Consider the following 17,548-nt stretch of genomic DNA (forward strand, 5'->3'; position numbering starts at 1 on the left):
ATGGTCAGGGTTGAAGGACATTTCGGTGAATGGATACAGGGCCGCCTTGGCCCCTCGGGACCGGTCGTATTGGTCACGATGGCTTGCCCCGCTTTGGCGGTTCGGGTTGTCCCGCTCGAATACGGGGCTTTGCACGTCGCGCAGAACCCGCGCGTGCTGACGGACCAAGGGATCGAACAGCTTTTCTGCCGCCTTCCGCTAAAGACGGGATCGTATAGCCTGACCGCCGAGATGCCGCCCGGCGGTGGGGCAGGGGCATCGACCGCGGCCCTTGTCGCACTCGCGCGGGCCGCAGGGCTTTGCAGCAACGACCACGAGCAGCTGGTACAGGTCTGCCTGACCATCGAAGGAGCAAGCGACCCCTTGGCGCTTCCCGAACCTGATGCGCTGCTATGGGCATCGCGGCAGGGCGAAGTGGTCGACCACCTTCCCCCGCCGCCGATGGCCGAGATCGTCGGCGGCTTCTGGGGTGATCCATTACGGACCGACCCGCTGGACCTGTCTTTTGCCGATGTCACGGATCTGGTCCGCGAGTGGCGTAACGGACCCGATATTGGCTGCGCGGCAAAGATCGCCTCGCAATCCGCGCTACGATGTACCGCGCTGCGCGGGCCGTTTGATGATCCGACAGCCGATCTGGCCCGCGAGTTGGGCGCGCTCGGGCATGTGCGGGCGCATACCGGATCGGCGCGGGGCCTCATCTTCCGGCCGGGCGAGGCCCTGCCGGATACCGAAGCGAAACTGCAAGCCGCCGGATTCACCCGCACCTTGCGTTTCCGCACAGGGGAACGCGCATGAACTATGCCGCGATGATGCTGGTGGCGCTGGCGCTGGATGCGGCAATCGGTTGGCCCGCTTGGCTTTATCGCCGCGTCGGGCATCCGGTCACATGGTTGGGCAATCTGATTTCAACGCTTGAGGTTCGGCTGAACCGGCATGGGCCAAGCGCTTTCGTCACCGGAGCCGTCACTGTCATTGCGGTCACAACAGCCGCCCTTCTTCCCGCGATGACCCTGCAACTGGTGTTGCCATCGGGATGGATCGGAACCCTGATCGGAGGCGCGCTGGCATGGCCGCTGATCGCGGCGCGGTCGCTGCACGATCATGTCGTAGCGGTAGCGCGTCCATTGGCGACCGGCGACATTGCGGGCGCGCGCCGATCGGTGGGCATGATCGTCGGTCGCGATCCCCGACAACTCGATCAGGGCGGCGTCGCGCGGGCGGCGTTGGAAAGTCTGGCCGAGAACAATTCGGACGGCGTCGTCGCTCCGATCTTTTGGGGCGTCGTCGCGGGCTTGCCGGGAATTGCGGTCTACAAGGCCGTGAACACGATGGATTCCATGATCGGACATCGCAACCCGCGTTACGAGTATTTCGGTAAGGTCGCGGCGCGGCTTGACGATCTGATGAACCTGATCCCCGCGCGGCTGACGGGGGTTCTGCATGTGCTGGCCTCGGGGAGGCCAGTGCGGGCGTTTCGGGTCATGCGAAGCGACGCCCGTCATCATCGTTCCCCCAATGCAGGCTGGCCCGAAGCGGCCATCGCCGGAGCGCTCGATGTCCGGCTGTCCGGCCCACGGGTCTATGCCGAACATATAGCAGACGAGCCATGGCTGAACGGGACCGCACGCGATCCCGAACCAGCCGACCTTGCCCGCGGTCTGGCACTATACCGGCAATCGATCCTGATCTGCGCCGCAGGGCTGGCGTTTCTGGCAATCATCTAAGGGGATAGACATGCGCGATCATGGCGGCGATCCGGACCGGGCACGGCAGATTTATGGTGAGGGGGACTGGCTGGACCTGTCCACCGGCATCAATCCGGTTCCCTATCCGGTCCCGACATTGCCCTTGCATGCGTGGTCGGACCTGCCGACCTCCACGGACATGGCGGGCCTTCTATACGCTGCGCGACAGGCTTACCAATCCAAGGCCGCCATCGTCGCCCTAGCCGGAGCGCAGGCAGCCATCCAGCTTGTCCCGAGGTTAATGGCCACAGGCCATGCCCGCGTACTTGGCCCCACCTACAATGAACACCTGGCCGCATTGGTCGCGCATGGCTGGACCGTCGAACAGGTGTCGGATCCTGAAGATCTGGCCGGAGCCGATCTGGCGACCATCGTCAATCCGAACAATCCCGATGGCCGATGCTATCCACCCGAAAGCTTGAACGCTCTTGCCGATCAGGTCGGACTGCTTGTGGTCGATGAAAGCTTTGCCGATCCCGAACCCGCATTCTCCTTGGCACCTTCGCTAGGGCCGGAAAACGGGAATATTGTCGTTCTCCGCTCGTTCGGGAAGTTCTTCGGTCTTGCCGGAATCCGGTTGGGATTTGCGCTTGCCGGTCGGGAAATGGCGGAACGGATCGCGCAACTGGCTGGCCCGTGGGCCGTCAGCGGCCCTGCCATCGCTCTTGGCCGGATGGCGCTTGCCGACATGGATTGGCAGGACCGGACCCGCGAAAGGCTTGTCGCCGATGCGGCGCGGATGGATCGCGCGGCCCATACAGCCGGATGGCGGCAGGTCGGCGGAACCACGTTGTTCCGGACCTATGCCGCGCCAGACGCAAGCCGCGCGCAGGAACATCTTGCCCACGCCCATATCTGGACACGGATTTTTCCCTATTCGCGGCATTGGATACGCCTTGGGCATCCCGGAACCGAGCAAGGCTGGGATAGGCTCGAGGCCGCACTAACGCGCGAGTGCGAGTAGGCCTTCGATATCCAGATGCTGTTCAAGATGGTCGGCGAGGTCGTCCAACACCTGCTCGACCGTCGCATCGTAGCGATTTTGCGCAACCACTCCGAAATCGGCAAGAAAGGCCAAGCGGAACGCGTCGTCGCGGAACAATCCATGCAGATAGCTGCCCGCCACGCGGCCATCCTGACTGATGGCCCCCTCAGGTTCTCCCGCAATCATGCTGAAGGCGCGGCTACAATCCGGCCCCGAGGTGCGGCCGATATGGATTTCATAACCGCGACAGGCAATGCCGGTCGGAACATGCACGGCCTCGACCTCGGTCAGTCGTTTTTCGCCGGTCATCACGGTCGAGACGTCCAGAAGTCCCAGCCCCGCATCACTGCCCGACGGCCCTTCGATCCCGTCGGGATCCGACACGAGGCGACCCAGCATCTGATAGCCGCCGCAAATACCCAGAATTCTGCCACCGCGCCGATGATGCGCGGCAAGGTCAATGTCCCAACCCTGATTGCGCAGGAATGCCAGATCGCCCCGGGTCGATTTCGTGCCCGGCAAAATGACCAGATCAGCGTCGCCGGGGATTGCCTGTCCGGTCTCCAGCATTGTCAGGCGTACCAAGGGTTCTTGCGACAACGGATCGAGATCATCGAAATTCGCGATCCGAGGCAACCTCAAGCAGACAATATGCAAGCCGCTGTTTTTCCGCTCGGAACGGATGTCCAAAGCATCCTCGGCAGGCAATTTCCACGCATCGGCGAACCATGGGCAGACACCGAATCCGGCCCAACCCGTCAGCTTGGCGATCAGGCTATATCCATCGTCAAATAATCTGGGATCTCCTCGGAAACGGTTGATAATGAAACCATTGATCTGCATGGCGTCGCGCGAATCCATCACCGCTTTCGTCCCGACGATTTGCGCGATCACACCACCCCTGTCGATGTCTCCGGCCAGAACGACCGGAACGTCAGCAGCACGCGCAAAACCCATATTCGCGATGTCGTTCTTGCGCAGGTTGACCTCGGCTGGACTGCCCGCGCCTTCCACCAGCACCAGATCGTATTGCGCGCGCAAGCGGGCGTAGCTTTCCAGCACCCGATCCAGCAATTGAGGTTTCAGCACCGCGTAATCGCGGGCGCGGGTCGTGGCCAGACGCTTACCCTGAACGATGACCTGAGCGCCGGTCTCGCTTTCGGGCTTCAGCAGCACCGGATTCATGTCGGTATGCGCGGCAACTCCGCAGGCAAGGGCTTGCAGGGCCTGAGCGCGACCGATCTCGCCGCCGTCACGGGTGACCGCCGCATTGTTCGACATGTTCTGAGGCTTGAACGGCGCGACCGACAGCCCACGCCGCCGCGCCGCCCGACATAGCCCCGCCACCAGAAGGGACTTGCCGACATTGCTGCCGGTCCCCTGTATCATCAATGCGCGCGCCATCTTATCGGGCCGGACCACCAGCAGATCGCATCAGAATTCGATGCCCCGCTGCGCCATGACGCCTGACCGGAACGGGTGCTTGATCAGGGTCATTTCCGTCACCAGATCGGCAATCTCGATCAATTCTGGCTTGGCATTGCGTCCGGTCAGGCAGACATGGGTCATATGCGGCTTGTCGTTGCGCAGAAAATCGACCACCTCGTCGACGTCCAGATAGTCATAGCGCAGCGCGATGTTGATCTCGTCCAGCAGCACGAACTGGATCTGGGGATCAAGGATCTGCTTTTGCGCGATGCGCCAGCCATTTTGCGCGGCGGCAATGTCGCGTTCGCGGTCCTGTGTTTCCCATGTGAAGCCCTCGCCCGAGACGAAAAAGCGGCATTCTTTGGCAAAGCGGTCACGCAGAAGGGTCTTTTCACCGGTATCGCGGTCGCCCTTGATGAACTGCACGACGGCGCAGGGCATTCCATGCGCGATGCAACGCATCACCATCCCGAAACCGGACGAGGATTTGCCCTTGCCGGAACCGGTATGGACGATGACCAGACCCTTTTCTTCGGTCTTGCTCAGCATCATTTCATCGCGTGCGGCCTTGATCCGCTTCATTTTTTCCGCGTGACGATCTGTCGGATCTTCCATGGCCGGCTCCTTCGGGTGCTTGACAGGCACAGTCGGCTCGGACAATAGCAGTCGGGCTGGTGCCTGTGCAAACAGGTGAAAAGGGAATGTGCAGGCCGGTTCCGGTCAAGAGCACAGCCGCCCCCGCGACCGTGAACGAAAAGGGTGCCCAAGGCCACTGGCCGCGCAAGCGGTTCGGGAAGGCAGGGAAACCGCAGGAGCCGCGCTCCGAGATTCGTAAGCCGGGAGACCTGCCAGCATGTGACGCATGTAACCGGACGGGGTGTTTCGGTGTGGGACGTCTGGCCCTTGACGGCCGGGTTCTCGCTTTTGGCCCCCATCCCTTTTCGCTGGGCGAGACCGATGGACCAACAGACGGCCCGAGTTGAATTGTTGATCTGCACCCGCTGCCAGCGGACCGATCAGCCGGGCGACAGCGACGACCGCCCCGGTGCCGCGCTATACAAAAGCCTTTCCGGTGCCGGTCTTGACGCCGTTACCGTCACCCCCGTCGAATGTCTGTCCAATTGTTCCCGTGGTTGCACCATCGCGCTGCGCGGTCCGGGCCGCTGGACCTATGTCTACGGCAATCTCGACGAGCGCAGCCATCTTGACGCGATCCGGGACGGTGCCCGGAAATATTGCAAAAGTCCTGACGGTCTGGTGCCCTGGCGCGACCGGCCCGAGCATTTCCGCAAGAACTGCATTGCCCGCATTCCCCCTATGGAGACCGTCTGAATGGCCAATCTTGAGAAACTTCCTGTGACCGTCATCACCGGCTTTCTGGGTGCGGGTAAGACCACGCTGATCTCGCATCTGATGCGCAATCCGGGTGGCAAACGCCTTGCCGTGATCGTGAACGAATTCGGCGAAGTGGGCGTCGATGGCGAAATTCTAAGAAGCTGCGCCATCCCGGAATGTCCGGTCGAAAACATCGTCGAACTGGCCAATGGCTGCATCTGCTGCACCGTCGCGGATGATTTCATCCCGACAATCGAGGCATTGATGGCACTCGATCCGCGCCCCGATCACATCCTGATCGAAACCTCCGGCCTCGCCTTGCCGAAACCTTTACTCAAGGCGTTCGACTGGCCTGCGATCCGTTCGCGCATCACGGTTGACGGCGTTATCGCACTTGCCGATGCCGAGGCCGTCGCCGCAGGCCGTTTCGCGCCCGATATCGCGGCCGTGGATCGCCAGCGTCTGGCCGATGACAGCATCGACCACGAAACCCCTTTGTCCGAGGTCTTCGAGGATCAGATCGCCTGTGCCGATCTCGTGCTGCTGACAAAGCCCGATCTGGCCGGACCGGAAGGGATCGAACGTGCCCGCGCCGCCATCCTTGCCGAGGCGCCCCGCGCCTTGCCGATCATCGAACTGACCGAGGGGGCCATTGATCCCCGCGTCATTCTTGGTTTGGCCGCTGCCGCCGAAGACGACCTCGCCGCTCGGCCCTCGCATCATGACGGGGCGGACGACCACGAACACGACGATTTCGAAACGGTCGTAATTGATCTGCCGCCGGTGAACGAACCCGCCGATCTGGTGCGACGGATCGAGGAACTGGCGCGAGGCCGCAATATCCTTCGGGTCAAAGGCTATGCTGCGGTCACCGGCAAGCCGATGCGATTGCTGGTCCAGGCGGTCGGCGCGCGCGTCCGGCACCAGTTCGACCGTCCGTGGCGCAGCGACGAACCGCGTCAGGGCCGCTTGGTCGTGATTGCCGAACATGACGACATCGACCTTGCCACGATCCGCGCCGCGTTGCTGCCGCAGGATGCTGTGGCGCAATAGGCCAGGATCGTCATGCACGTCATCTTCCGCGAAAGCCACGGACTTGAGGAAACCGAGATCCCGACGGATCTGGGGCAAAATCCGGCCGATCTGGTGGTCCTGTCCTTTTCGGACAGCGACCTCAGCGCTTTTGCGGCAGCGTGGCATCGCGGAAAAGATGTCGGCGCCGATCTGCCAGATCTGCGGCTGGCAAATATCACAGCGCTGAAGCACCCGCTTTCCGTTGACACCTATGTCGAGAACACGCTGTCGGGCGCGCGGGCGATCCTGATCCGGTTGATCGGAGGTCTTCCCTATTGGTCATATGGCGTCCAACAGATCGAGCGGCTGGCACGCGAACGATCGATCGCATTGGCGGTTCTACCCGCAGATGGTCGGCCCGATCCACGACTCGATGCGGTTTCGACATTGCCACCGGCGGTTCTGGATCGGCTCGCACGTCATTGCGATCAGGGCGAGACCGATGCGGCGTTGGCACTTTTAGCGCACTCGGCGGGACTTAAGGCGATGGCCCCGCCTTCAGGAACCGTGCTGCCCGATTTCGGTTTCTGGACGCCCAAGGGCGGACCTGTTCCCACCGCGCCTGAATGTAGCCGACCCATTGTCGTGATCGTATTTTATCGATCCTATCTGGTTGCCGCCGATCTTGCCCCGATCACGGCGCTATCGAAGGCCCTCGAAGCACGAGGGTTCGAGGCCGTCGGCTTGTTCGTACCGTCGCTCAGGACACAACCGGCGCAGGGCTGGGTCGCCGGACAGATCGCTGCGCTGACGCCGGTATCCATCATCAACGCCACCGCATTCTCGGCCAGTGACGAGCACGGTTCGTCGCCTTTGGATGTGGCGGATGTACCGGTTTTCCAGATCGCGCTGGCGACATCCGACCGGACGGCCTGGCTTCAATCCGCGCGAGGGATGTCTCCTGCGGATTTGGCGATGAACGTCGTCCTGCCCGAAGTTGACGGCCGAATTTTTGCAGGCGTTGCCTCGTTCAAGGAACCCGACAGCCCCGACGCAGAATTGGAGTTCTCGCGTCTTGTCCACAAACCGGACCCCGACCGGATAGCCGCAATCGCGGATCGTGTGGCAGGTTGGCACCGCTTGACGCAGCGCGGTTCGACGCGGCGCGTGGCGCTGGTTCTTTCGACCTATCCGGGGCGGGAATGGAACATGGCTCATGCGGTCGGGATGGACGCGCTTGCTTCTGCCGAAGCAATCCTCAGCGATCTTGCCGATGCGGGTCACGACGTCGCGACCGGAGCACCATTGCATCAGGCACTTGGGAGCGAGCGGATCTTTTGGCCGCTGAACGACTACCTTAAAGCCCTGAAACGCTTGCCTGACGCCCTATGCAAGGCGTTGCTGGATAGGTGGGGGGACCCGACCGCCGACCCCGACCTGACCGCGAACCGCTTCGCCTTTGCCGCAGTCAGACGCGGTACGGCACTGGTCGCGTTACAACCCGAACGCGGTATTCCCGCCGAGCGCGCTGCCGAATATCACGATCTGTCCCGCGTCCCCCGCCATGCCTACGTCGCCTTTTACCTTTGGCTCCGCGATCAGGCCGACGCTCTGGTCCATATCGGGGCACATGGCACTCTGGAATGGCTGCCGGGCAAATCGGTCGCCTTGTCGAAACTGTGCTGGCCCGAGGCATTGATCGGAGACCTGCCGGTCATCTATCCGTTCATCGTGAACGATCCCGGAGAGGCGGCCCAAGCCAAGCGCCGGATCGGAGCGGTGACGCTTGGCCACATCCCTCCGGCGCTGAAATCCTCGGGGATACCGCCACGCCTGACGCGGCTCGAAGCTTTGCTGGACGAGTTTTCCAATGCGGACGGGCTAGATCCAAAAAGGCGCGACAGATTAATCCAAAGTATAAGAAATGAAGCCCAAGCGCTTGGTATAAATGAAGATGTAAAGTTGAATGAAAGCGCCGACACGGCCGAGATCATAACCCGTCTCGACAGTTTCGTGTGCGACGTCAAGGAAAGCCAGTTCGGCGACGGGTTGCATGTCTGGGGCCGCGAACCGGCGGTGCGGCCAAGCTTTGAGGTCGCGGCCTCCGTCGCAGCCGAACGCCGGTCCCTGATTGCCGCCTTGGCGGGGCGGCGGATCAACTCTGGCCCGTCCGGCTCACCCTATCGCGAGCGGCTGGACGTATTGCCGACGGGCCGGAACCTTTACACCACCGACCCGCGCAGTGTGCCGACCCGCGCCGCTTACGCGCAGGGACAGGTTCTCGCGGATGAACTGGTCCGACGGCAGCTTCAGGATCTGGGCGACTGGCCGCGCGGAGTAATCGTCGATCTGTGGGGCTCGGCGACGATGCGGACGGCGGGCGAGGAATTCGGCATGGCATTGGCCCTGCTGGGCGTCCGTCCCGTCTGGGACACAGGTTCCGAGCGGGTGTCGGGCGTTGAAATCCTGCCTCTTGCCGAAATGGACCGCCCGCGCATCGACGTGACCTTGCGGGTGTCTGGGCTGTTTCGGGACGTTTTCCCGACACTCTCGACGCTCTTCCAGCAGGCGGTGCGCGCCCTGTCGCTACGGGACGAGGCACGCGATTGGAACCCATATGTCGGGCAGAACTTCCCGCGCGTTTTTGGCCCAGAACCGGGCAGCTACGGTCTGGGCATGGGGGCGCTGCTTGGTGACTATTCCGAGACCGGACGCCGCGCTGCTGGCGAGGCATGGCTTGCCGCCTCGGCCTGGGCCATTGATGGCGATCAGGCCAAACGGGACGAGGCAGGCATCCGCTCCCGCGTCGCCGCAGCGGATAGCTTTGTCCACCTGCAGGATCTTCCCGAGACGGACCTGCTGCTTGCCGAGGATTACGCCAGCCACGAGGCAGGCTTTGCCGCGGCCAAGCGGATCGCGGGCGGCTCTGCGGCGCTGTTCCATCTCGATTCCACGGATCCCGCGCGACCACGCGCCCGTATCCTCTCCGAGGAGATAGCCCGCGTCGTTCACGCCCGCGCGGCCAATCCCGCATGGATCGGCGGCATGAGGCGCCACGGATATCGGGGCGCCGCCGAGATCGCGGCGACACTGGAAAACATGGCGACATTCGCGCATCTGGCGCAAGCCGTTTCGCCCCATCTGTTCGATCTATTCTGGGACGCAACCTTGGGTGACGATGCCGTGGCCGAATTTTTGCGCGATGCAAACCCTGCGGCGCTGGACGCGATGCACAAGCGCTTTGCCGAATTGCATGCAGCAGGCCTATGGCCGTCACGGCGCAATTCGGTGCTGGCCGCTTTAGGTGCGGGCAAATGAGCGCGTCAGAAATTCGTGGCTGGTGCCCCGGCGCGCACCGACCGATGATGTCGGGCGACGGATTGGTGGTCCGCGTGCGCCCGCCCGCAGGCGAGTTGACGCGCAGGCAGGCTTCGGGTCTGGCCGATGCGGCCGAACGCTACGGGAACGGCCAGATAGAATTGACGAACCGCGCCAATCTGCAAGTTCGCGGGGTCAGCAACGACAATTATGCATCACTGCTTTCGGATCTGGCCGATCTGGATCTGCTCGATCACGATGCGAGCACCGAACGGCGACGCAACATCGTGACCGATCCATTCCGCGCGACCGATCCTGATGATCCGCAACAAGTCATCTCGATGGCATTGGCACAGGGTCTTTCCTCATCCTGCTTCGAGGATCTGCCTTCAAAGTTCGGATTTGTCATAGATTCAGGTCCTGAAAGGCAGTTGGCGGCGATCAGGGGCGATATCAGGATCGAGGCTTCCGGTTCTGACCTGATCGTTCGGGCGGACGGGCAGGAGCTGGGGCGTGCCGTTCAGAACGCCTCGGCGGCGGTTGAGTTGGCGCTGGATCTGGCCAAATGGTTCATCGCCTCGGGTGGAATTGGGGATGACAGGCGAGGTCGCATGGTCCGGCATTTTGCCCAAGGTGCGATCTTGCCGATTAAGGGAGATTCACACCCGAACCCGGTCGCCAAGCCATCTGTTCCGGGACCGAGGCGGCAAGGGCTGCTACTGGCAGCGGTCTTTGGCCAGTTGGCAAGCGCCGATTTGCGGTGGCTGGCCCAGTCCTTAACAACGAACATCCGGATCACGCCTTGGCGAATGGTTTATGTGCCAAGCACGATCCGCCAAGCTGTGCTGGCAGGTTCGGATGGCCTGATCCTTGACCCCGATGATCCCTTGCTGCGGATCAGTGCCTGTACGGGTGCGCCGGCGTGCCCTCAGGCCAATATGAAAACACGCGACATCGCGCGGGAAGTGGCCAGATATTTGCCGGTGACGGCGCGCCTGCATGTATCGGGCTGCGCCAAGGGCTGCGCCCATCCCAAACCATGCGAGCTGACTTTGGTCGGTCGGGAGGGCGGCTTTGATTTGATCAGGAACGGCGCAGCGTGGGACGAACCCGATCTTCGGGCCATTCCGCCCGAACGCTTGCAGGAATTCATTGGCGGATGACATATGCCCTATACTTATGAAACCAACGGCGCGGCGATCTATGCCGAAAGCTTCGCAACAATCAGGTCCGAGGCGAAGCTTGACCGCTTCGACGCCGATGAGGAACGGGTCGCCGTCCGTATGATCCACGCCGCAGGTCTGATCGGGCTAGAGGAGCATATCCGCTTTTCTTCCGACGTGGTCGTTCACGCACGCGACGCGTTGAAGGCAGGTGCTCCGATCCTGTGCGACGCGCGGATGGTCAGCGAAGGGATCACCCGCAAACGGCTGCCCGCCGACAATCAGGTCATTTGCACCCTGCACGCCCCCGAGGTTGCCGATCTGGCCTCCGGCCTTGGCACGACACGTTCGGCGGCCGCGCTGGAGCTTTGGCGGCCGCATCTGGGTGGTGCAGTGGTTGCGATCGGAAATGCGCCCACCGCTCTGTTCCATCTGCTTGAAATGCTCGAGAGCCGTGATTGTCCGCGACCGGCTGCAATCATCGGCTGTCCGGTCGGTTTCGTCGGGGCCGCTGAATCCAAGGCGGCGCTTTGGGCCGCTGGCACCGTGCCCTGCGTCATCGTTCAGGGACGTCTTGGCGGCAGCGCGATCACCGTCGCAGCAATCAACGCCATCGCGAGCCCTGCAGAATGAAAACCGGCACAATCTATGGCGTGGGTCTTGGACCCGGCGATCCGGACCTGATGAGCGTGCGGGCCGACCGTCTCGTGCGCGGTGCCAAGCACGTCGCCTATTTCCGCAAGGCAGGGCGCGCGGGCAGGGCGCGCAAAATCGTCGACGGCATGTTGCTTCAGGATGCCGTTGAATTCGCGATGGAGTATCCGGTCACGACCGAAATTCCTCTGGACGATCCGGCCTATAGCGCGACGCTGTCGGATTTCTATACCTACGTCACCTCGCGGCTGATCGCTTTGGCTGACGCGGGCGAGGATGTCGTCGTCCTGTGCGAAGGCGACCCGTTTTTCTACGGCTCGTTCATGCATCTGCATACCCGTTTGTCTGGCCGTGTGCCGGTATCGGTCGTGCCCGCGATTACCGGCATGTCGGCGGCATGGACCGCGACCGGAACTCCGGTGACATGGGGCGATGACGTGTTGACCGTACTTCTGGGCACCATGCCCGAGACGGAACTTGCCCGTCGCATGGCCGATTCCGATGCCATCGTGGTGATGAAAGTCGGTCGTAACCTTCCGCGTGTCCGCGCCGCATTGGATCGCGCGGGCAAGCTGGAACAAGCGTGGCTGGTCGAATGCGCAAGCATGGAAAGCGAGCGCGCGGTGCCACTTGTCGAAGCCGGAGACCGGACCGTGCCATATTTTTCGATCGTCATCGTGCATGGCCAAGGACGGCGACCATGAGCGGTTGGCTTGTGATCGCGGGGTTGGGACCGGGCAATGAACAGCTTGTCACGCCCGAGGTGAGCGTCGCGCTTCGGGATGCAACCGATATCGTCGGCTATATCCCCTATGTCCGCCGCGTCGCGCCTCGTGTCGGGTTGACGCGGCATGAAAGCGACAATCGGGTCGAGCTTGACCGCGCCCGCAACGCCCTTGAGATGGCGGCCGCCGGTCAGCGCGTCGTTGTGGTCAGTTCGGGTGATCCGGGGGTCTTCGCCATGGCCTCGGCTGTGTTCGAAGCCGTCGAGGCCGGACCACCGCATTGGCGCGATCTGGATATCCGCGTGCTACCCGGTGTGACCGCAATGCTGGCCGCAGCCGCACGGGCCGGCGCGCCGTTGGGGCATGATTTCTGCGCGATCAATCTCAGCGACAATCTGAAACCTTGGCAGGTGATCGAGAAACGTTTGCGTCTGGCGGTCGAGGCCGACTTCGCGATGGCCTTGTATAACCCCCGATCATCGGCGCGCCCCGAAGGCTTTGGCCGCATGCTGCATATCCTGCACGACATTTGCGAACCAAAGCGGGTGCTGATCTTTGCCCGTGCCGTCTCGACCCCCGAGGAAACCTTGCGGGTGGTGAGCCTTGCCGAGGCGACGCCCGAAATGGCGGATATGCGAACCGTCGTTCTGGTCGGATCATCGGCCACTCGGGTCGTCAGCCGCGCCGGATCGCCGTTCGTTTACACTCCGCGCTCGGTGCTGGCATGAAGCCACAGCAGCGCCTCATCGACATGATGCACCTCGATTGCCGCCGGAACTTCGGGGCGGTCGATCATCAGCACCGGAATACCCAAGCTTCGTGCCGCAGCGATCTTGGCGTAGGCGCCTTCGCCCCCCGAGTTTTTCGACACGACCAGATCAATCGCGTGCTTTTGCATCAAGGCGCGGTCGGGATCAGGATGGAACGGGCCACGATCAACCAAAATCCCGACATCGGGCAAAGGCAAAGCCGCGAGGGGCGGATCAATCAGTCGCAACAGGTAGAAGTGCTGCGGGTTGGGCGCGAAATCGTCCAGATGCATGCGCCCGACAGCCAGCATGACGCGCATTGCGGGGCGGTTCAACGCCGCCACGGCTGCGGGAATGTCGGCCACAATCGTCCATCTGTCACCGTCAGTTGCCAGCCATGGCGGGCGCGTCAGCCGCAGCAATGGCACCTGCACCTTGGCACAGGCCAGAACGGCATTGCAGCTCATCTGCGCGGCAAAGGGATGGGTCGCGTCGATGACCTGGCTGAACCGCTGCTCGCGCAGATATTGCGCCAGCCCGTCCACCCCGCCAAATCCGCCGACACGCATCGGAAGGGCTTGCAGTCTGGGGGACTCGACCCGTCCCGCCAAAGAGACCAACCCGCGGATTCCGCTTTCGGCCATGCGCCGTACAAGAGCGCTTGCCTCGGTCGTACCGCCAAGTATCAGGACGTTGGGACTCATGGCTAGAACTCCGTGGCTGACCATTATCGGTATTGGCGAAGATGGCCCGGAAGGGCTGTCACCGGCAAGCCGCGCCGCACTTGAACAGGCGGATGTGATGATGGGATCGGCGCGTCATCTCGGGCTTTTGCCGGAAACAACCGCCCCAAAAATTACTTGGCCGGTTCCGTTTTCCGATGGGCTGCAAGTCTTGCAAGATCTGAAACCCAGACGTGTCGCGGTGCTGGCGTCGGGCGATCCGTTCTGGTTCGGTGCGGGCAGTGTGATCGCCCGCGCGCTTCAGCCAGACGAATGGCGCGCGATCCCCGGCCCCTCGACCTTTGCGCTGACGGCCGCGCGTCTGGGCTGGGCTATCGAGCAGACGACCTGCCTTGGCCTGCACGCCGCGCCCCTGACGCGGTTGCGCCCGCATCTTGCTGCGGGGCGGCAGCTGATCGTCTTGCTGCGCGACGGTCCCGCCGTGACCGAGCTTGGCCACTATCTGGACGGGCAGGGCTTTGGCGACAGCAATCTGACGATCCTTGAGGCGCTTGGCGGTCCGCGTGAACGGATCACCGATGCCTGCGCCAATGATATTCCACACCGCGATTTCAGCCACCCCGTTGCTGTCGCGGTTGCTTGCGCGGGGGCGGGGCAGCCGCTGCCGATCTGCTCGGGGATCGAGGACGGCTTTTTCGAAACCGACAGCCAGATCACCAAACGCCCGATCCGTGCGCTGGTCCTTTCGGCGCTCGCTCCGAAACCGTCCGAATTGCTATGGGATATCGGTGGTGGGTCGGGCTCGATTGCGATCGAATGGTTGCTCAGCCATGGCACGACCCGAGCCATCGCCATCGAACCACGACCCGACCGCGCCGACCGTATCCGACGGAATGCCGACCGGCTGGGTGTCGACCGTCTGATTGTCCATCTTGGTTCCGCGCCCGAGGCGCTGACAGGACTTCCGCCGCCGCAGGCCGTCTTTATCGGCGGGGGATTGTCTCAGAACCTGCTTCAAGACCTGCATCAAACGCTGCCGGTTGGAACGCGTCTGGTGGCCCATGCCGTAACGCTGGAATCCGAGACATTGTTGACCGAATGGCACGGCAGGCTAGGCGGCGAGATGCTCAGGATTGCCCTATCGGAAACCGTGCCCTTGGGCCCGAAACGGGCTTGGAAATCGGCTTATCCGGTGGTCCAGTGGCGGGTGACACTATGATTGTGGCGGGCTTCGGCTTCCGTGCCTCGGCCACGGTTGAAAGCCTATCAGACGCCTTCAGACGCGCCTCGGGAGGGCGTTCCGTCGATCTGCTTTCCACGGTCGATGACAAGGCGATAACAGAATTATTCCAGATGTTTGCAGCGAAAACCGAGAAAACGGTCGTCGGTGTGGATCACGCCACACTGGCGCTTCAGCGCACCCGAACCCAATCCACCGCATCGATCAATGCGCGCGGAACGGGCAGCGTGGCCGAGGCGGCCGCCCTTGCCGCCGCAGGACCGGATGCCCGCCTGTTAGGCCCGCGCGTGCTGTCTGCCGACCGGCTGGCAACCTGCGCCCTGGCTCAAGGAGATAAACCATGACCGTGCATTTTATCGGGGCCGGACCCGGCGCACCTGACCTACTGACGCTTCGCGGGCGCGACTTGATCGCGTCCTCACCGGTCTGTCTTTACGCGGGTTCCTTGGTTCCCGAAGCCGTTCTCGACCATTGCCCGCAATCGGCGCGGATCGTGAATACGGCCCCGCTGGATCTGGACGCGATCATGGCCGAGATCTATGCGGCGCATATGGCCGGACATGATGTGGCACGGCTTCATTCCGGTGATCTGTCGGTCTGGTCCGCCATGGGCGAGCAGATCCGGCGGCTTGAGGCGATGGGCATCCCCTATACGGTCACACCGGGCGTACCTTCGTTTGCGGCAGCAGCTGCCGCTTTGGGGGCGGAACTGACCCTGCCCGGGGTTGCGCAATCGGTGGTCCTGACCAGAACATCGGGTCGGGCATCCTCGATGCCGCCTGCCGAAAGCCTTGCCGCATTCGGCGCGACAGGGGCCACTCTGGCGATCCACCTGTCGATCCAGAATCTGGATCGGGTCGTCGCCGATCTTTTACCGCATTATGGCGAGGATTGCCCCGTCGCGATCGTCTGGCGCGCAAGCTGGCCCGATCAGCGCATCATTCGCGCCACGTTGTCCACCATAGCTGCCGCGATGGGTGAAGGGATCGAGCGGACCGCCTTGATCCTTGTCGGGCGAACTTTAGGGGCCGGAGACTTCGCCGAAAGCCGCCTATACGCGACCGATTACGACCGACGTTACAGGCCGCAATCTTCGGAAAGCCCATGGTCGGGATGGACCGCGGCAGATGAATAAGCCGCTTTGGCCAGCGGGGTTGATGATCTCGGCTCCGGCTTCGGGGACCGGAAAAACTACGGTGATGCTGGGGCTGTTGCGCGCCTTGGCCGAGGACGGGCTGGTGGTCCAGCCGTTCAAATCGGGACCGGATTATATCGATCCGGCATTTCACCGCGCCGCGTGCGGGCGGGCGTCCTTCAATCTGGATCGCTGGGCCATGCGCGAGGAACTGTTCGGGGCCATCGCGGCACGGGCAAGTGGCGCGGACATCTGTCTGGGTGAAGGATCGATGGGGCTATATGACGGCGTGGCGACGCGTGGCCTTGCCGGCTTCGGCACCAGCGCGGAAACAGCCCTCGCAATGGGTTGGCCTGTCGTGCTTGTGCTGGATGTCAGCGGACAGGCGCAATCGGCAGCGGCCACCGCACTGGGTTTCACCCGTTACGCCCCCGATCTGCCCTTTGCCGGAGTCATTCTGAACCGCGTCGCGAGTCCCCGCCATGAACGACTGGCGCGGCTCGGGATGGAGCAAGCGGGACTGCCGGTACTGGGCGTCTTACCGCGAAGGGGCGACCTGACCTTACCGGAGCGGCATTTAGGCCTGATCCAAGCCGTCGAGCATCCCGATCTTGATGCCGCGATTTCCGGCTATGCCTCGTTCATGCGCGCCCATGTCGATCTGGCGGCGATCAAAGCGGCGGCGCGCGGGGCAGGGGTGTCGCAGGCGGGAACGCTGCCGCGGCCTCCGGCGCAGCGCATTGCTTTGGCGCTGGACGACGCGTTTTCCTTTACCTATCCACATCAGCTTGAAGGCTGGCATGAAGCGGGAGCCGAAATTATTCCGTTTTCGCCTTTGGCCAACGAGTCGCCCGACACTTCGGCCGATCTGGTCTGGTTGCCCGGCGGTTATCCCGAACTGCATGCCGGACGACTGGCCGCAGCCACACGCTTTCACGACGGATTGCGACGGCACGCCGCGACAAAGCCCGTGCATGGAGAATGCGGCGGCTACATGGCCTTGGGTCAGGCCTTGGTGGACAAGGATGGCGTCGCACATCGAATGGCGGGTTTGTTGGGCATCGTCACATCATATGAAAAGCGCAGGCTGCATCTGGGTTATCGGCGTGCCACTCTGCACGGGCCCATGGCGGGACATGTTGCGGGTGCGGTACTGCGTGGACACGAATTCCACTACTCGACCATTCTGGAGCAGCCCGACGCGCCGCTTGCAGCGGTTCAGGATGCGGATGGCAACCCTGTTCCCGAGACCGGATCCCGACGCGGGATGGTCACCGGCACATTCTTTCACCTGATCGCAACCGAGGAGGAACCGACGCCCTGATCATGGACAGGATCCGCAGCATCCATCTTGCCACAAATGCCCCGGAC

Annotated in this window: 17 protein-coding genes and 1 riboswitch; of the genes, 14 read left to right on the forward strand and 3 right to left on the reverse strand. The window is 62.8% G+C overall.

Features of this window, described 5'->3' with window-relative positions:
• The 3 genes from GL286_RS18770 to cobD are packed head-to-tail and all read left to right on the forward strand — an operon-like array spanning position 1 to position 2,712.
• The gene (locus tag GL286_RS18770; protein WP_170295295.1) at positions 1 to 798 is read left to right on the forward strand and encodes a propanediol utilization protein; all 798 of its coding nucleotides are present in this window, start codon (positions 1 to 3) and stop codon (positions 796 to 798) included.
• Positions 795 to 1,727 (forward strand): adenosylcobinamide-phosphate synthase CbiB, encoded by a 933-nt coding sequence (gene cbiB, locus GL286_RS18775; RefSeq protein ID WP_155097111.1) that lies wholly within the window; start codon positions 795 to 797, stop codon positions 1,725 to 1,727. The genes GL286_RS18770 and cbiB overlap by 4 nt, the downstream gene beginning before the upstream one ends.
• Positions 1,728 to 1,737: 10 nt before the next feature.
• Positions 1,738 to 2,712: a threonine-phosphate decarboxylase CobD gene (cobD, locus tag GL286_RS18780; RefSeq protein WP_155097112.1), complete on the forward strand. Its 975-nt coding sequence runs from the start codon at positions 1,738 to 1,740 to the stop codon at positions 2,710 to 2,712.
• Here cobD and GL286_RS18785 read toward each other — a convergent pair.
• Positions 2,692 to 4,137: a cobyric acid synthase gene (locus tag GL286_RS18785; protein ID WP_155097113.1), complete on the reverse strand. Its 1,446-nt coding sequence runs from the start codon at positions 4,135 to 4,137 to the stop codon at positions 2,692 to 2,694. The two genes, cobD and GL286_RS18785, sit on opposite strands and share 21 nt — an antisense overlap.
• A 30-nt stretch (positions 4,138 to 4,167) precedes the next feature.
• Complete coding sequence (gene cobO, locus GL286_RS18790) at positions 4,168 to 4,776, reverse strand: cob(I)yrinic acid a,c-diamide adenosyltransferase (RefSeq protein ID WP_155097114.1); 609 nt, start codon at positions 4,774 to 4,776, stop codon at positions 4,168 to 4,170.
• A 42-nt stretch (positions 4,777 to 4,818) separates the two neighbouring features.
• Positions 4,819 to 5,028, forward strand: a riboswitch (cobalamin riboswitch).
• A 90-nt stretch (positions 5,029 to 5,118) separates the two neighbouring features.
• On the opposite strand from cobO, the gene GL286_RS18795 reads away from it, so the two are divergent.
• From GL286_RS18795 to cobJ, 7 genes are read left to right on the forward strand one after another with little or no spacing between them, the layout of a single operon-like run.
• Positions 5,119 to 5,493: a DUF1636 family protein gene (locus GL286_RS18795; protein ID WP_155097115.1), complete on the forward strand. Its 375-nt coding sequence runs from the start codon at positions 5,119 to 5,121 to the stop codon at positions 5,491 to 5,493.
• Positions 5,494 to 6,549 (forward strand): cobalamin biosynthesis protein CobW, encoded by a 1,056-nt coding sequence (gene cobW / locus GL286_RS18800; RefSeq protein ID WP_155097116.1) that lies wholly within the window; start codon positions 5,494 to 5,496, stop codon positions 6,547 to 6,549.
• 12 nt (positions 6,550 to 6,561) lie between these two features.
• Positions 6,562 to 9,828, forward strand: coding sequence for a cobaltochelatase subunit CobN (gene cobN, locus GL286_RS18805; RefSeq protein WP_155097117.1), 3,267 nt, complete (start codon positions 6,562 to 6,564; stop codon positions 9,826 to 9,828).
• Positions 9,825 to 10,991: a precorrin-3B synthase gene (gene cobG / locus GL286_RS18810; RefSeq protein ID WP_155097118.1), complete on the forward strand. Its 1,167-nt coding sequence runs from the start codon at positions 9,825 to 9,827 to the stop codon at positions 10,989 to 10,991. Before cobN ends, cobG begins: the two co-directional genes overlap by 4 nt.
• 3 nt (positions 10,992 to 10,994) lie before the next feature.
• Positions 10,995 to 11,624 carry a precorrin-8X methylmutase gene (locus tag GL286_RS18815; RefSeq protein WP_155097119.1) on the forward strand — a complete coding sequence of 210 codons (630 nt, stop codon included), beginning with the start codon at positions 10,995 to 10,997 and terminating at the stop codon, positions 11,622 to 11,624.
• Positions 11,621 to 12,349, forward strand: a complete 729-nt coding sequence (locus GL286_RS18820; RefSeq protein ID WP_155097120.1) for a precorrin-2 C(20)-methyltransferase — start codon at positions 11,621 to 11,623, stop codon at positions 12,347 to 12,349. Before GL286_RS18815 ends, GL286_RS18820 begins: the two co-directional genes overlap by 4 nt.
• Positions 12,346 to 13,098 carry a precorrin-3B C(17)-methyltransferase gene (gene cobJ, locus GL286_RS18825; RefSeq protein WP_155097121.1) on the forward strand — a complete coding sequence of 251 codons (753 nt, stop codon included), beginning with the start codon at positions 12,346 to 12,348 and terminating at the stop codon, positions 13,096 to 13,098. Before GL286_RS18820 ends, cobJ begins: the two co-directional genes overlap by 4 nt.
• On the opposite strand, the gene GL286_RS18830 is transcribed toward cobJ, so the two are convergent.
• Positions 13,071 to 13,823 (reverse strand): cobalt-precorrin-6A reductase, encoded by a 753-nt coding sequence (locus GL286_RS18830; RefSeq protein WP_155097122.1) that lies wholly within the window; start codon positions 13,821 to 13,823, stop codon positions 13,071 to 13,073. The genes cobJ and GL286_RS18830 overlap by 28 nt on opposite strands.
• Between GL286_RS18830 and cbiE the strand changes: the two genes are divergently transcribed.
• Genes cbiE through GL286_RS18850 form a run of 4 tightly spaced genes read left to right on the forward strand, consistent with a single transcriptional unit; the run spans position 13,822 to position 17,501 of the window.
• Positions 13,822 to 15,021 carry a precorrin-6y C5,15-methyltransferase (decarboxylating) subunit CbiE gene (gene cbiE / locus GL286_RS18835; RefSeq protein ID WP_155097123.1) on the forward strand — a complete coding sequence of 400 codons (1,200 nt, stop codon included), beginning with the start codon at positions 13,822 to 13,824 and terminating at the stop codon, positions 15,019 to 15,021. The two genes, GL286_RS18830 and cbiE, sit on opposite strands and share 2 nt — an antisense overlap.
• The gene (locus tag GL286_RS18840; protein ID WP_155097152.1) at positions 15,018 to 15,386 is read left to right on the forward strand and encodes a cobalamin biosynthesis protein; all 369 of its coding nucleotides are present in this window, start codon (positions 15,018 to 15,020) and stop codon (positions 15,384 to 15,386) included. The genes cbiE and GL286_RS18840 overlap by 4 nt, the downstream gene beginning before the upstream one ends.
• Positions 15,383 to 16,177: a precorrin-4 C(11)-methyltransferase gene (gene cobM, locus GL286_RS18845; protein ID WP_155097124.1), complete on the forward strand. Its 795-nt coding sequence runs from the start codon at positions 15,383 to 15,385 to the stop codon at positions 16,175 to 16,177. Before GL286_RS18840 ends, cobM begins: the two co-directional genes overlap by 4 nt.
• Positions 16,170 to 17,501 carry a cobyrinic acid a,c-diamide synthase CobB gene (locus GL286_RS18850; RefSeq protein WP_155097125.1) on the forward strand — a complete coding sequence of 444 codons (1,332 nt, stop codon included), beginning with the start codon at positions 16,170 to 16,172 and terminating at the stop codon, positions 17,499 to 17,501. The genes cobM and GL286_RS18850 overlap by 8 nt, the downstream gene beginning before the upstream one ends.
• Positions 17,502 to 17,548: the final 47 nt, after the last annotated feature.

Origin of the sequence: Paracoccus aestuariivivens (assembly GCF_009711225.1) — a bacterium.
Classification (GTDB): domain Bacteria; phylum Pseudomonadota; class Alphaproteobacteria; order Rhodobacterales; family Rhodobacteraceae; genus Paracoccus; species Paracoccus aestuariivivens.